This is a genomic window from Rummeliibacillus stabekisii, from assembly GCF_007988965.1.
In the GTDB taxonomy this organism is placed as follows: domain Bacteria; phylum Bacillota; class Bacilli; order Bacillales_A; family Planococcaceae; genus Rummeliibacillus; species Rummeliibacillus stabekisii.
In genome coordinates, this window is the sequence record NZ_BJVD01000002.1 from 1 (window position 1) to 14,853 (window position 14,853).

Annotated in this window: 11 protein-coding genes; all 11 read right to left on the reverse strand. The window is 38.1% G+C overall.

Translation table 11 applies throughout. From position 1 onward, the window contains the following. Positions 1-200: 200 nt before the first annotated feature. Complete coding sequence (locus RST01_RS05865) at positions 201-1,865, reverse strand: glycerol-3-phosphate dehydrogenase/oxidase (protein WP_147195126.1); 1,665 nt, start codon at positions 1,863-1,865, stop codon at positions 201-203. Between the two features lie 147 nt (positions 1,866-2,012). After that, positions 2,013-3,503: a glycerol kinase GlpK gene (glpK, locus tag RST01_RS05870; RefSeq protein ID WP_147195128.1), complete on the reverse strand. Its 1,491-nt coding sequence runs from the start codon at positions 3,501-3,503 to the stop codon at positions 2,013-2,015. A gap of 240 nt (positions 3,504-3,743) precedes the next feature. After that, on the reverse strand, positions 3,744-4,574 hold the full coding sequence (locus RST01_RS05875; protein WP_147195130.1) for an MIP/aquaporin family protein: 831 nt from the start codon (positions 4,572-4,574) through the stop codon (positions 3,744-3,746). A gap of 187 nt (positions 4,575-4,761) precedes the next feature. Then, positions 4,762-5,307, reverse strand: a complete 546-nt coding sequence (locus tag RST01_RS05880) for a glycerol-3-phosphate responsive antiterminator (protein WP_280524617.1) — start codon at positions 5,305-5,307, stop codon at positions 4,762-4,764. A gap of 336 nt (positions 5,308-5,643) precedes the next feature. Further along, on the reverse strand, positions 5,644-6,426 hold the full coding sequence (locus tag RST01_RS05885) for a YibE/F family protein (RefSeq protein ID WP_147195132.1): 783 nt from the start codon (positions 6,424-6,426) through the stop codon (positions 5,644-5,646). Then, a complete protein-coding gene (locus RST01_RS05890; protein WP_244946657.1) occupies positions 6,423-7,541 on the reverse strand; it encodes a YibE/F family protein in 1,119 nt (372 codons plus the stop codon). Before RST01_RS05890 ends, RST01_RS05885 begins: the two co-directional genes overlap by 4 nt. 118 nt (positions 7,542-7,659) lie before the next feature. Beyond that, on the reverse strand, positions 7,660-8,577 hold the full coding sequence (locus RST01_RS05895; protein ID WP_147195133.1) for a nucleoside hydrolase: 918 nt from the start codon (positions 8,575-8,577) through the stop codon (positions 7,660-7,662). 343 nt (positions 8,578-8,920) lie between these two features. Beyond that, the gene (locus RST01_RS05900) at positions 8,921-10,192 is read right to left on the reverse strand and encodes a right-handed parallel beta-helix repeat-containing protein (protein WP_147195135.1); all 1,272 of its coding nucleotides are present in this window, start codon (positions 10,190-10,192) and stop codon (positions 8,921-8,923) included. 162 nt (positions 10,193-10,354) lie between these two features. Continuing rightward, entirely contained in the window at positions 10,355-11,035 is a 681-nt protein-coding gene (locus RST01_RS05905) for a DUF4956 domain-containing protein (protein WP_147195136.1), read from the reverse strand. A gap of 18 nt (positions 11,036-11,053) precedes the next feature. Next, positions 11,054-11,761, reverse strand: a complete 708-nt coding sequence (locus RST01_RS05910) for a polyphosphate polymerase domain-containing protein (RefSeq protein WP_147195137.1) — start codon at positions 11,759-11,761, stop codon at positions 11,054-11,056. 1 nt (position 11,762) lies between these two features. Beyond that, entirely contained in the window at positions 11,763-14,852 is a 3,090-nt protein-coding gene (pelG, locus tag RST01_RS05915) for an exopolysaccharide Pel transporter PelG (RefSeq protein WP_147195139.1), read from the reverse strand. Position 14,853: the final 1 nt, after the last annotated feature.

Sequence of the window (14,853 nt, forward strand, 5' to 3'; positions counted from 1 at the left end):
TTTGTTAGTATTTACACCATTTATTGATAGGTCAATTTGTTAGTATTTACACCATTTATTGATAGGTCAATTTGTTAGTATTTACACCATTTATAAAGTGTAAATAGAAAAGGTGTGATAGATTTTTGACAGTATTCCATCCAACAAAAAAGTCTCCATCTTTTTAGAAGATGGAGATTTTCATAGTTTCAATGTGATTATTATTTTTGTAAATCTGCTGGAATCACTGCAAAATTCAATTCGCGTTCTAGCTCTTCCTCAAGACGTGCTTTCTCTTCTTCAGACCAACCAAAGACTGTTTGCATATAATGAATAACTCTTTCTTTTGATTGTCTCACAGTATCTATTGAGAATAGAAGGAAACCTGTTCGTCTTAAGAAAAAGTCGAGCGGCGTTACAGCCATTTCGTGCTCGATTGCATATACAAGCATAGAGAATAGGCCAAGAGGCAAGCCACAATCTTTTGCTTCCTCTTTTTTCGTACGGGCAATTTCAAATAAAATTTCCGCATTTGAACCATATTTACGTACTATATCGTTCGATTCTTTTTCAGTTAATCCTGCATCGATACCATTTTTAAGCTGATTGGCCATAAAGGTTTGGAAACCTTTTGAACCGCCAACATGTCCGCCTGATAATGGAAGATGTTTTGTTTTTGTGCCTGGGAATTGACGATTTTCTTCTGTTGCAAATTTCTTAGCCACAAGATCGACTACATTTTCAGCCATTTTACGATAGCCTGTCAATTTACCGCCTGCAATGGTGATTAGGCCAGATTGAGATTCCCAAATTTCATCTTTTCGGGATATCTCAGACGCATTTTTTCCTTCTTGATAAATCAGTGGACGAACGCCAGCCCAGCTAGATTCGACATCATCATCTTTTATGCCAACAGTCGGGAACATATAGTTTATCGCTTTGATGATATAGTTTCTATCCTCTGTTGTCATGCGTGGTGTTGCCTTTTCTTTATTATAGAAAGTATCTGTTGTGCCCACATACGTTTTTCCTTCACGCGGAATCGCGAACACCATACGTCCGTCTGGCGTGTCGAAATATACAGCTTGTTTCAATGGGAATTTTGATTGGTCGAACACAAGGTGAACACCTTTCGATAATTGCAGGACTTTGCCTTTTTTTGAATGGTCTTTTTCACGAATATCATCTACCCATGGTCCTGCTGCATTGACGATTTTTTTCGCTGTGATGTTAAATGTTTCATCTGTTAGAAGGTCACGAACGATCACACCGATAATTTTTCCGTTTTCATATGAAAGCTCTTCTACACGAGCATAATTCAATGCCAATGCGCCGAACTTCACAGCTTCTTTCATCGTTTCCATTGTTAAACGTGCATCGTCTGTCCGGTATTCTACATAATAGCCACCGCCAATGAGGTCTTCTTTTTTTACAAGTGGTGCACGTTCGATCGTTTCGTCTTTTGATAGCATTTTTCTACGTTCAGATCTTTTTACGCCTGCTAAAAAGTCATAGACTTTCAAACCTAGAGAGGTACTATATCTGCCGAATGTCCCCCCTTTATGGAATGGCAACAACATCCATTCAGGGGTTGTCACATGTGGGCCATTTTCATAAACAATCGCTCTTTCTTTCCCTACTTCTGCAACTACTCCGACTTGCAGTTGTTTTAAATAGCGCAAACCGCCATGTACTAACTTAGTTGAACGGCTAGATGTGCCTGCCGCAAAATCTTGCATTTCCACTAGCGCTATTTTCATGCCACGTGTTGATGCATCTAACGCAATCCCGGCACCTGTAATTCCACCACCGATTACGAGGACATCATGTTGTACATCTGTCATTGCTTTCTTGATTTCTTGCCGATTTTTATTTGAAAATTCCACAGTAAACCCTCCTGAGAATAAAATAAAAAGAGGCCAAAGAAAACATTTATAAATAAATGTTTCTTTGGCCTCTCCAAATCTCCAACCTGTTATTAACTTGGTTCTATTATATCATTTTCTACATGTGCTGTCATTAAAAAGTGGTTACTATTTAAAAGCCATTGTTGCATGAATCGCTTTTTTCCAGCCATTGTATAGGTCATTTCTTCTTTCTTCTTCCATGGTAGGCTCGAATGCCCGGTCAATCGCCCATTGTTGGGCAATCTCATCCTCATTGTCCCAGAAACCAACAGCAAGACCTGCTAAATATGCAGCGCCTAAAGCTGTTGTCTCATTAATGTGGGGACGTTCTACAGGCACATTCAAAATATCACTTTGGAATTCCATTAAGAAATTATTCTTCACTGCTCCGCCGTCTACACGCAATGTTTTAAGCTCGATACCTGAATCTGATTCCATAGATGAAAGAACATCTTTCGTTTGATAAGCAAGTGATTCAAGTGTAGCGCGTACAAAATGCTCTTTGGATGTTCCGCGAGTTAGGCCGAACACTGCACCTCGCACATCGCTGTCCCAATATGGAGTACCAAGACCTACAAAAGCAGGTACCACATAAACGCCATCAGTAGATTCTACACTTGTAGCGTATTCTTCACTGTCAGCGGCATCTCTGAACATTCGCAGTCCATCACGTAACCATTGGATTGCAGAACCTGCAACAAAGATACTTCCCTCTAATGCATATTCCACTTTTCCATTCAATCCCCATGCGATGGTTGTTAAAAGACCATGTTTAGAAGGTACAGGTTTTTCACCTGTATTCATAAGCATAAAGCAGCCTGTGCCATATGTGTTTTTCGCCATGCCTGGTTCAAAGCATGCCTGGCCGAATAGCGCTGCCTGTTGGTCGCCTGCAGCACCAGCAATCGGAATCTCTTGCCCAAAGAAGTGGTAATCTACCGTATTCGCATATACTTCTGATGATGGACGCACTTCAGGAAGCATTTGTTTTGGCACATCCAGAATAGAAAGAAGCTCTTCATCCCAATCCAAGTCATAGATGTTAAACATCAATGTGCGAGAAGCATTCGTGTAATCTGTTACATGCGCTTTGCCGCCAGATAGTTTCCAAATCAACCAAGTATCAATGGTTCCGAATAAGAGTTTTCCAGCTTCTGCTTTTTCACGTGCGCCTTCCACATTATCAAGAATCCATTTTACTTTCGTGCCAGAGAAATAAGCATCAATCAGAAGACCCGTTTTCTCACGGAATAGGTCATTATGTCCTGCAGCCTTTAATTCCTCGCAAATGCCGCTAGTTTGACGTGATTGCCAAACAATCGCATTGTAAATCGGTTTGCCTGTCTCTTTATCCCAGACAACGGTTGTTTCACGTTGGTTGGTAATGCCGATACCCGCGATTTGCTCTGGTTTAACGTTTGCTTCGGATAAACAAGATGCGATCACCGCTAAGATAGAGCCCCAAATTTGGCTTGCGTCATGCTCAACCCAGCCTGGTTGCGGGAAGTATTGTGTAAATTCCTTTTGAGCTGTATGAACGATTTCTCCTTTATGATTAAAAAGAATAGCCCGAGAGCTAGTAGTTCCTTGATCCAAGGATAAAATGTACTTTTCCATGATATGTCCCCCTCAATGCATATTTTAAATAGGTAAAATAATTACGTAACACTTTCAGTGATTTACTGCCAATAACCGTTCCGTTTCAGACGCACTCTCCGTAGGATATCTTCTCATCACTTCGTTCTTGCGTGCCCGCGGAGTCGCCGTCTTCTGCTACACAATATAGATAAAGAACGTTCGTTTATTAAAATTGTATGATGTAATTGACTTAAGTAACTCTGATAACATTATATATTTTTATTCATTTATTTTAGCTGATTTGGGATCGTGTGCAATTTTCCCTTTCTCGCCAAAGATATAGCACAGGACAAGCAACACGATAACCACGATTAGTACAATCCAGAATAAACCAGTTAGCTCTCCTTTAAATGCTGCTTTAAAGAAAAGTGCACCGAGTGAACCACCTAGTATTGGCCCAACAACCGGAATCCAAGCATATCCCCAGTTAGATCCGCCTTTACCAGCAATCGGTAAGATGGCATGAGCAATACGAGGACCGAGATCACGGGCAGGATTGATCGCATAACCTGTAGTTCCGCCAAGCGACATCCCAATTACGACAATCAAGGAACCTACAGCTAATGGATTTAGCCCTTCTGAGAATTTGTTCGCCCCAATAAAGTCTAAGCCTAACACCAGAATAAATGTACCAATCATTTCGCTTAAAAGATTTGAAAATGTATGTGGTATTGCTGGTCCAGTAGCAAATACACCTAATTTAGCGGCAGGATCATCTGTTGCTTTCCAATGTGGAAGATAATGAAGATAGATTAACACTGATCCTAAAATAGCTCCAATCATTTGACCCAGAATATATTTTGGTACATCTGCCCAAGGAAAATCACCGTTCATCGCTAAGCCAATGGTGACAGCAGGGTTTAAATGCGCGCCGCTTATACTGCCGACTGCAAATACACCCATTGTCACCGCAAGCCCCCAGGCCAACGAAATGACAACCCATCCTCCGTTTTTTGCGAAAGATTTGTTTAGATTAGCACCGGCGCAAACCCCTGCACCAAATACAATCAAAATCATAGTACCTAACATTTCACCCCAAAATGGTGTCATACTAACCGCTCCCCTTTATTTGAATGAATTTGTGTAAAAGAAAAAGGGAGACCATAGACATAGATAGCTTCTCAAAAAGAGCTACTACTGCCTGTGATCTCCCAATCTCCTTCACGATTATTAACTTACAATACATATTAATCGTAAAAGAAAGCGCTGTCAACAAGTATTTTTACATTTCAAACTTCTAGGAAAAGCGCTTCCATATTTCTTTCTCTGATGTGGTAATCGCAGAAGCCCCTGCATTAAGCGCCTTTTCTGCGTCTTCCACTGTACGGATTAGCCCACCTGCAAAGATTGGAATGTTCAACCTGTCTTTTACCTCACGTATCATATGAGGCATGGCCCCAGGCATTACTTCTATAAAATCGGGTTCTATCTTCTCGATGAGTTTATAGCTTTTCTCCAGCGCATGGCTGTCAATTAAAAAAATTCTCTGCACGGCGATTACGCCATTTTTTTTGGCTGTGGTAATCACGGTTGATTTGGTAGAAATCAGTCCATATGGTTTATATTCCTGGCACACATATGTTGTCCCAAAATCATCATTTTTTAGTCCATGAACTAAATCCATATGATAAAACATTTTTTTATTATGTTCTTTAGCCATTTTATGGATATTCTTCAGCTGAGAGATGTGGACCTCCAGAAATACCCCTATTTCAAAGGGCGATGCTAAAAACTTCTCAAAATCCTTCATCGTCGACATGGCCGGCAATATTTTTTGCTGCAAATAGAATCACCTCCACTGCTGCACCAATGTGTTTCTTGATTATATAACTTTTCCCCTTCTTTCTAAAGATTTTTGTACGGCGGCAGGTGAGAGTGATGATTCAGTTTATTATATGGAAAACAGTAGGTGTTTAGGACTTTAATTCGTCACAGACAAAAATAAATTTTTCAGTTAATTGGCAGTGAATTCTTCCGCAAAAATAACTGAAGCCAATTAACCACTTTGTACATTACTACCCTTCAAAGCATAGCACTGAAACGCGAAACCTAGTCATCCACCAACAATAAAGAAAAAGCCTTCATCTCCATTAGAAATGATAGGCTTATTACAGTTTTTCTATTCGTATTGTTTTGTTTCTTCGCCTTGTACATATTTTGTGATATACCATGCATTAAGACCTGCCGCTATCGGAATAATGAGCGCAATGCCGATACCTCCACAGAAAATCGTCAGCATTTCCGCTCCGAAGACTTTCGAATTAATGATTTCCCCAAAGGAATATGATAGATCACGGAACCATAGTAGCAGTGCCATGTAGCCACCAATGAAAGCGAAGAAAAGTGTATTCGTATCAGAGCCCAATATATCTCTGCCAATGACCATCCCTGAGTTGAAAAGCTCCTGGCGGCTTATTTTCGGATTATGATGAAATACTTCCCTTATCGGCGAAGAAATGGCGATTGCCACATCGGTAATGGCGCCAAGCGTACTGATAATGATTAATGATACAGCTACTTTCACAAAATCTATTCCTATATGCAGTGAAAATATACTGATACCCTCCTCTTCTTCTTCGCTGAAACCTTGGATCATCGCTTTTTTGGCGAATAGATAAATAAGCAAAAGAAGAATACTTATTGTGATAAGTGTCGATACGAAGGCAATCACTGTTTTGTTGTTAATGCCATTAATATAAAAGAGATTGATTGCACTAACGCCAATACATGCAATCAAGGTCAAAACCACCGGATTATTATGCGAATTTAACATTAAGATAACAGTAAATAGAATGACGATAAAATTCAAAAATAACGCGATGAAGGATTTTGCCCCTTTTGCCCCTCCAACAAGAATCATTAAAATAAGTAAAATTGCTGCCAATACTACAATCGTATTCATATATTAGCCCTCTTTCTCTTTATGAAAAAAATTGAAATATATAAGCCAATCGGAATCGCCAGCACAATACCTATGCCGCCTGCCAAAGCCCGTGTTAATTCTAAAGAAAGATTAACGGACAACGTGTATCCTAGCGGAAGTGCATTTTTTAAATAGAGAATCAACATGGGAATAGAACCGCTAATATATGCAAAAAACAAAATGCTCGTCATGGTACCCATGATATCTCTGCCAATTTCGAGTCCAGACTTTTTCAATGCCTGAATCGTTATGTCGTGGTTCTTCTCCCACAACTCAAAAATAGAAGAAGTGATGGTAATCGCAACATCCATGACGGCGCCAAGCGCTCCAATAAATAGTCCTGCAATGAACACGGTCTTATAGGGTCGTGTCAAAAACTGCATCTCTTCATAGCGAAGGCCGTTTTCTGAAGTCAGCCGCATGACAAGCAGTGTAATGCTAATAGAAGCAAAGGTCCCTAACAACGTTGTCAAAATGGCTGCATATGTTTTTTGGTTCGGCCCATTAATAACCAAAAGCGACAGAACTGTAAAGAGAATTACCAATAAACCCGAAAGAAGTAATAGATTTTGTCCAGTTCGTACATATATTTCAAGAGCTCCTGCCAGTAAAGCAATATTGACAGCTAAGCTAAAGACAGCGAATAGCCCCTGTTTTTTCCCAATCCCGTATAAAACAAAGAGAAACGTCCAAAAACCTGCCATCATATATTTATCGCGTTTTACATCTTGGATAGTACCCTTCAAGGTCTTCCCTTTTGACTTATCAATAGTGATAAATAACTCATCACCCGTTTTATAGGCTTGATCGTAGGCCTTCGATTTCGTGTATGAATTCGTTAACTCGATTTTCTTTCCTTTTTGTTTGCCATTTTTTAATTCACCAATCAGCTTCTGCGTATACAGGCGATCTTTATTTCCATTCATATCTATCTCAGCTTCTGAATGCGTGACTTCCATATGGGCTACTTTAGCAATTGGTCGGTCATATACACCATAGTTATTCGTTACAAAAACCATGGAAACTAAACATAAAAAAAGCAACAGGCAAAAGATAAAAACCTGTTTCTTCTTCAAGTTGTTCTTCCACTTCACTAGAAATCCACCTCCTAGGCATAGGACGACATCTACTCTCACACGTTGCACTGCTCAAATGTCGAGAAGACAGGACAGAAAAAGAGGACACCTGTGTAGGGTCCCCTTTTTCAAATCGTTATACAGTATGATTAACAAAATGCTCTACAAATCTATCTGCATCTACTTCTGTACATACGCGAATTTTTGGTCCGCCATTTGACTGCTCGAAGGTTCTGCCGACTTCTTCCCCTTCTGTTACGACACCTACTTCGATGGACTCCATTTTAACAAAGCTTGGGTCAATCACAACGCCTACAGCTAGTGGGTCATGAAGCGCGCAGCCGCCAATGCCAGGATATGTAGATTCATAAAAATCAATATAAAACTCTGTAATGTCTGCCAAAAATGCAGCGCTCTCTTTTCCTGTTTCACGCCATTCTTGCAACTTGGAAATTGGCAATAATGTCTGCATGGTTACATCTAGCCCAACAAGAACCACTTCAATACCAGAAGCAAAAACAAATTCTGCTGCTTCCGGATCCGCATGAATATTCGCTTCTGCAAATGGAGTCGTATTTCCTGGTACTCTTACTGCACCACCCATGATGACCACTTCTTTCACGAGCGAAACAATTTCTGGATCTTTTTGGATAGCAAGCGCAATGTTCGTCAGCGGTCCAACAGCAATAATCGTAATCTCATGTGGGTGTTTTTTCACCTGTTCAATGATGAAATCAGGTGCATATTGGCTTCCCGCCTGGAAATTCAAAATATCATCAGATCTTTTATTACCTAATCCATCCTCACCATGGACATGCCTTGCCCAATGCGTTTTCTCACCACGTGCGAAGGTCTCTGCCGCTCCTTGATAAACCGGTATCTGCTTTCCTAACTTTTCTAGTACAGTTAGTGTATTGCGGGTTGCATCCTCCACTGGCACATTACCAAAACAAGTCGTAAAGGCAAGCACCTCTAGTTCGCTTGCTTTGACTGCATATGCCATCGCCATTGCATCATCTATACCTGTATCTACATCAAAAATTATCTTGTTCAACAATATTCTCTCCTTCTTTTAAACAATTGAATCCTTTCAAAGAAAACTATGTATCGCAACTTACCAGCGTTGCTATATAAGAAATCCATGGTTCTAAAAAGGAACTATATCATATTGAGTAAGTATTTAGCTACTTTATTATACTACTTTTTTGAATCATTGGTCTTTATCCAATTTTTGTCCCGCTATATCTACTAATAGATGGAAAGACTGCTTTTCAAATACAATTTTCAAGAGAAAAATAACAAAATGAAAAGCCAAACAATTAGAAATTAACTTCTGCTTTGTTTGGCTTTTTCACGCTAGGATGTATTGTTCCTGATTACATTAAATTTAAAGCATCCTAGAAAGATAGAGATAAATATTCATAGGTTGGAAAAATGGAGAATTCAAAATAGGTTTTGTTATTTTTAAAAGTGTTTTCAGGATTTTTTTTCGGAGCGGGATCAATAGACGTCGATTTCTTCTTTATATAAAATTTATTGTCTATAATCTGATTCTTTTTGGCATATTTTTGAAAAGTAATCTCACCATAGCCTTGATGCTTAATATCATTTAAAGAGAAGGCATTACTTGTAATGATATTTTTGCTTGCTCCACCATTTGAGGTATATGCCCCTCCTAATAGAAGACCTGCCCCGTTATTATTAAAGATATTATTATTCTTCACCGTTACTGAACTTGTTGTTTTCCCTTTTCTTTCGCTTGCAAGCTCTATCCCAAAATCATTTTTATATACGATATTATTTAATATCTTAACCGCTTTTCCTCCGTCTACATAAATACCGCCTGCAGCATAGTGCCCGGCGTAGGATGGGTTCTTTTTAGAACTGTTCAGATAGACACGATTGTTTTTAATCGTTCCATTTCTTGCTTGGTCTATGCACCCAGTACATGTCCCATAAAACCCCGCTATATCAATGCCAATATTATTATTATCATGTACTACATTATCTGATATAGTAAACTTTTCTACATTACCGTTCAGTGTTAATGCTTCACTATTACCCAGAATTAAATGGTGGATATTGTTGTCCTTGATTGTGATATCCGAAATAGGATCTGAGGCATTTCCGTAAATCAATATCCCATGTGCATTTCCTTTTTTCGAATGATTTTCAATATGATGAATATCATTTTGAACGAGACGTATGTGATGGCTCTGATTCATAACTAGGATACCGTTCGGGTAATATTCAGGACCGTTTGTGATTAAGTTCTTCATTTCAAATCCGTCAATTACAATGTAATTTGCATTTATCGTAAAGAAAGCTGAATTCCCTTTCTTTATCACCTGCTCATTCATATCCATTACTGGCGTTTCTCCTGGATATGCCTTGAACGTAATATATCCATCTTCCGCTGTGCCGGAATTTTTAATAGAGACCAACTCAGGATAAATACCTCCCCTAACATATACAAGATCTCCAGGTGCAGTATTGTTTGCGGCTTTTTGTATTGTTTTCCAAGGCTCATGTATGGTTCCGCTATTCTCGTCATTCCCATTATTATCTACATAAAAAATACGAGAAGTGGTTGTCTCTGCACTGGCATCTATACACCAGATAAAGAGACTTAGGCAAGCAATGATCAAGCAAGAAAGACATCTACCCATTGTATTGTCTCGCCATAAAAATCGGATATTATTAACTATATCGGTTTCCTCCTTTCTATAAATATTCCTACCGCTATAATACCATTAATGGTTACTAAAAAAGCTCACACCCGTAAAAAACACAGCCTCCATATAAGGCTGTGTTTGTATATAATTTATGCATTATTGTGCGTAGTCGCCTGTGTAGTTGACTAAGGAGCAAGACTGCACACCATTCATTTGGTCAATTTCTCTCAGAAAAGCTGTGTTGTCATCAACTAAATTAATCTCCACTGTTACCTCTGTAAATCCGTTACGAATGCTTTTGGATTTTAGCTTTGTATTTAGTTTTCGCAATAATACACGTAGCTCGTCAGTTGCTTCATCTGTATGCCGTATGATCAGCAAGTACACTTCATGTTTTGCTTTCTTCTTAGACAACCATGCAATGACCAGACCAAATGCAAGAGAACCAATAATAGATAATGGATACATTTTAGCCCCGGTCGCAATACCAGCTGCGATCGCCCAAAACATATATGCTATATCTAATGGATCTTTAACTGCTGTTCTAAAACGGACAATACTCAAAGCCCCTACCATCCCCAGTGACAGGATAATATTTGAGCTGATGGTCATAATGATTAAAGTGGTAATCATTGTCATTAGAACGAATGAAACATTATAGTTATAGCTATAGACAACACCGCGGAAATATTTTTTATAAATCCAGTAGATAAACATCCCGATGCCAAAAGAACAAGCTAACCCTAGTACTATATCAATATAGGATACCGTCTCGAAAGATTCGAGATGAAGGATGCTTTTCTTAAAAAAATCTTGAAAACCCATTGTATCATTCATATAATTTCCCTCAAGTTTCTATTTAAAGTTTTGAAATGTTGCTTCTCTGCATAGCACATATTTAGAAATAGCAGAACGCAGCATTCTCTCAGGTTGCAATAACTGACGAATGCTATCAGGTAAAAAATGGTCAAATTTCACTTCCATGATGACTTGTTCCGGCAATAATACTTCCTGAGAAATCATATGTTCATCGAACAAATCAATAGTATTGACTGCAGCATTTAATTTTTTATCGAATGTAATCCTTACGTTACCAGGCTCATACACATATGGCTCTCGTGTATAACTCACAATAACGACTGGCTGGAAATTTCGATACATTAAAGCGGCATAGAAGTCCTTGAGCAATACATCTTCTTTATCTGCCAAGACCTCCGGATGCCCATTTAAAATGGCCTCGTACTCTTGCATAGAAAGAGGAGCATTTTCCTTACATATAAAATCTCCATTCTTACTTTTTCTCTCTAGCGTAATCTTTTGATCGCTCCCATTATAAATACGAATGCGATATTTCTCTCGATTGAGGACGCCGTTGTTTTTGTCATACAGTGAATGCTGATGTATACCATCAAAGTATAAACTTGAGATGAGATACCCCTCTTCATCAAATGAATGGGAATCAAGCGGTAAGAAACTGGCAATCTTTTTTTGTAATGCCACATATTCCAAAGCGTTGAGATAATATTTGAATTCGTGTCTAAAAACCTTTTGTGCAATATCCATATTAATCTACCTCAAAATCTCTTATTCCGTAATAATTTGTTCCTTCTTCATCTGTATACAAATCAAAAGAGGTTTGCTGATGGTTCTTGCTATCCCTCACTGATACCTTCCAGAAATAATGACCTTTAGCCAAATCGTCTAATTCAACTCTATTAGTGCGTATATCTTTCTTAGTAGCAACTATATTTTTCATAGAAGGGTCTTTAGCAACCGTAAATGTATAAAATACATCATCGCCCTGTAAATCAAAGGAAACATCCCATGTGAAGATCAATTTTTTACCGTTTTGTTCTACATCATCCGTATAAAAAGGCTTCGGTTTTTGTATATCCGCATAATATCTTTTCTTAGCTCTATCCGGTGTATTTCTTATTAAGTCTAAGTCATTCTCATAAAGCTTATTTTCAATAGGCAAATAATTTTTATCTGGACTGCTAAAGACGAATGGCTTTACTAGATCTTTATATTGATTCATTTGAGCAGTCACTGTACGTTTATTGATTAGGTTTGATAACTCTTCAATTTTATCCGTTAATCTTTGAACATTTTTTTCTGAACGAAAATAACGATTTAACAATACATTTCCCCAATAGTTACTGATCCCTGCTTGGTAAGGTCGGATACTATTAACACTTCGCTGTAATTCCCAACCGCCATCATAATCCCACGGCAAGATAAACCATTTATCAGAATTCAATGGTGAATAAAGAAAGAAGTTATTGGCATCCGTATCCATATTGTCCATGAGAATATTCATTGCGGTCCAAGTAAGCAAATTATCCACATCAAAGTGTTTTTCAATAACATCCTCTATTGGCATATTATCGTTATTCACATCATCCAACATAGAAATCAACTTTTCGGGGTCATCTTTTCCTTTAACCTCTAAAATAGATTCAAATTTTTGTTTATCATATTTCGGGTCTGTTTTTACTCTGATTTCATAAGGATACCGATTAAATTCAAAGAAAGTTACCTTATATAAATAACCATTCGGATCTAGTAAATGTGTACGAAGAAACCTTTTATTCGGCTGCTCAATTTGTGTATAGAGACCATAATCCTCATATTTCTTTTTGTTTCCATCAGTCAAATCCTTTACATACAAATGGACAAACTGCGTACGAAGGCTTGTCATATGTGGAATTTTTTCCATCAAGTCAAAACTCAATTTATTTCGTAAACGACTTGGATCATCAATATGTTTATTTAAATTAATTGTGCGTTGTTGCTGCCAAAGACCTGCACTATCAAACAATTTGATTTTATATGATTTCTGAGCAGCCTCTCGTGAAGAGTTCCCCCGAAGGCTTATTTTGGCATTAGGTTCATCCTCATTTACACTAAATTCCCCTTTATCACCACCAGTGCCTTCGGCAAAAATAATATCCAATTTGTCTTTGTTCTGGCGATTGGTATTTCGATTGAGTTTATACCAATCTAACCCTTTAGATTTTTCTGGCAACACGGTAATATACATATTTTTAATCGAGTGATCTTGATCTTTTTCATACAAACGCTTATCATCTTCTAACTTATCGTTATTTTTCGCAGATTCGACCTCTATCTCATTCTTCACTTGTTGTTTCTTATTATCGGCCTGACTCTCTTTGGAACAGGCTGTTAGCAACATTGCCGCACTAATAGAAAGAACGAAAAGAGAAAGAGATTTTAAGGGACGCGATAAAGCCTGCTTCTTCTTGCTCATCGTAATAGCTGGCTGAGAACAGAAGGTATAGTAATCTAAGTTTTTAATAATATAAAGCAACCGATAAATGGCAATGAATAAAACAAAGAATGACGCAAAAAACATGCCTGCACCATCAAAATTTATCTTCATAGTGCCAAACGTCAAAAGAACGTTCACTAGTATAAATGAGCCACTAATAAATAAAACTCCCTTTCGATCATCAAAATACATGAGTAAATGCAAGATAACAAACAGAATGATAAAGAAGACATATCCCAAACACAATATAAGGAACAAATCCAGTTGTTCCATGGTAAATCCAATCTTAGGCAAATACAGAATACCTAAAGCGATAGATAAAACCGTAAATAGCACTTGGACTTCTACGAGGAAGGTCAGCTGTTGCATCAATACTTCCCGAAGCTTCTTCTTTGCTTTGCTCATACTCTCATATGTGCCGCCGTTCACGACGTTTTGGTAATAATTTAAAAACCTTTCATAAAATTTGGTTTCTACCATCACGACAAATAAGACGAGAGACGACAATACAGAGATATACGCGTAAAACACTGGCACATCATAAAATGGCATTAAGACAAATCGGCCGGCCACTATAAAATGACGATCAGAGAATATCCAATAAACAAAATTATGAATATAAACGCCAGAATACACGAACAGACCACTAAAGAAAATAGATGGATACTTCCGGATATATTTTAAAAAGGCAAAGTAATCTTTTGAAGGATCTCTTGGAAAAACACGTTCAAAGTGAAACATAATCATTCCCACTATTACTGCGAATCCTATATCGATACCAGCTAAAGCACTAATTGTGGGTGGTAGTGTTGTCACTTTGAACAATAAGAGACTAATTAATATTGAAATAACAACGCCGATCACGAACCCTCGTACTATTCTCTTATAGTCTTTCAGGGCAGATAAAAAAACATTTTGTAGCCAAATAATCACTAATTCTATAAAGAACAAATAAGCAACTAGTTTATAGCCTATCGATTCTTCCACACTATAAAGAAAGAGTAGAGCAATTACTCCAGCTAGCGGCACGACAACAATGAGAGTTCCATAATAAGCTGAAATAATTTTGCTGAATGACTTCTGGTACACCATGTCGGCAACATATCTAGTAGCGCTCATTGAAAATCCCGATGTTATGATGATGGAGAACACAAAACTATAAACCATCGTTGCAATAAACAGCTCGTTCTCTAAGTATATGCTGCCGTTCGCCTTCATCATCATTTGTTGGGCAAACATCAAAATTAAGCATAAGATCATTGGACCAATCGTAGTGACAGAAGAATATACATAAGCTCTTACATTTTGAACAAGCCCCTGTTCTCTATATAGTTTTCGAAGTTCAAAACCAATTCCCGCCATG

What these genes read in the sequence shown, in the direction of transcription:
- glpK (WP_147195128.1), bottom strand. Translation starts at nt 3,503, where the DNA reads ATGGAAAAGTACATTTTATCCTTGGATCAAGGAACTACTAGCTCTCGG.
- RST01_RS05875 (WP_147195130.1), bottom strand. Translation starts at nt 4,574, where the DNA reads ATGACACCATTTTGGGGTGAAATGTTAGGTACTATGATTTTGATTGTA.
- RST01_RS05885 (WP_147195132.1), bottom strand. Translation starts at nt 6,426, where the DNA reads ATGAATACGATTGTAGTATTGGCAGCAATTTTACTTATTTTAATGATT.
- RST01_RS05900 (WP_147195135.1), bottom strand. Translation starts at nt 10,192, where the DNA reads ATGGGTAGATGTCTTTCTTGCTTGATCATTGCTTGCCTAAGTCTCTTT.
- RST01_RS05905 (WP_147195136.1), bottom strand. Translation starts at nt 11,035, where the DNA reads ATGAATGATACAATGGGTTTTCAAGATTTTTTTAAGAAAAGCATCCTT.
- RST01_RS05910 (WP_147195137.1), bottom strand. Translation starts at nt 11,761, where the DNA reads ATGGATATTGCACAAAAGGTTTTTAGACACGAATTCAAATATTATCTC.
- pelG (WP_147195139.1), bottom strand. Translation starts at nt 14,852, where the DNA reads ATGGCGGGAATTGGTTTTGAACTTCGAAAACTATATAGAGAACAGGGG.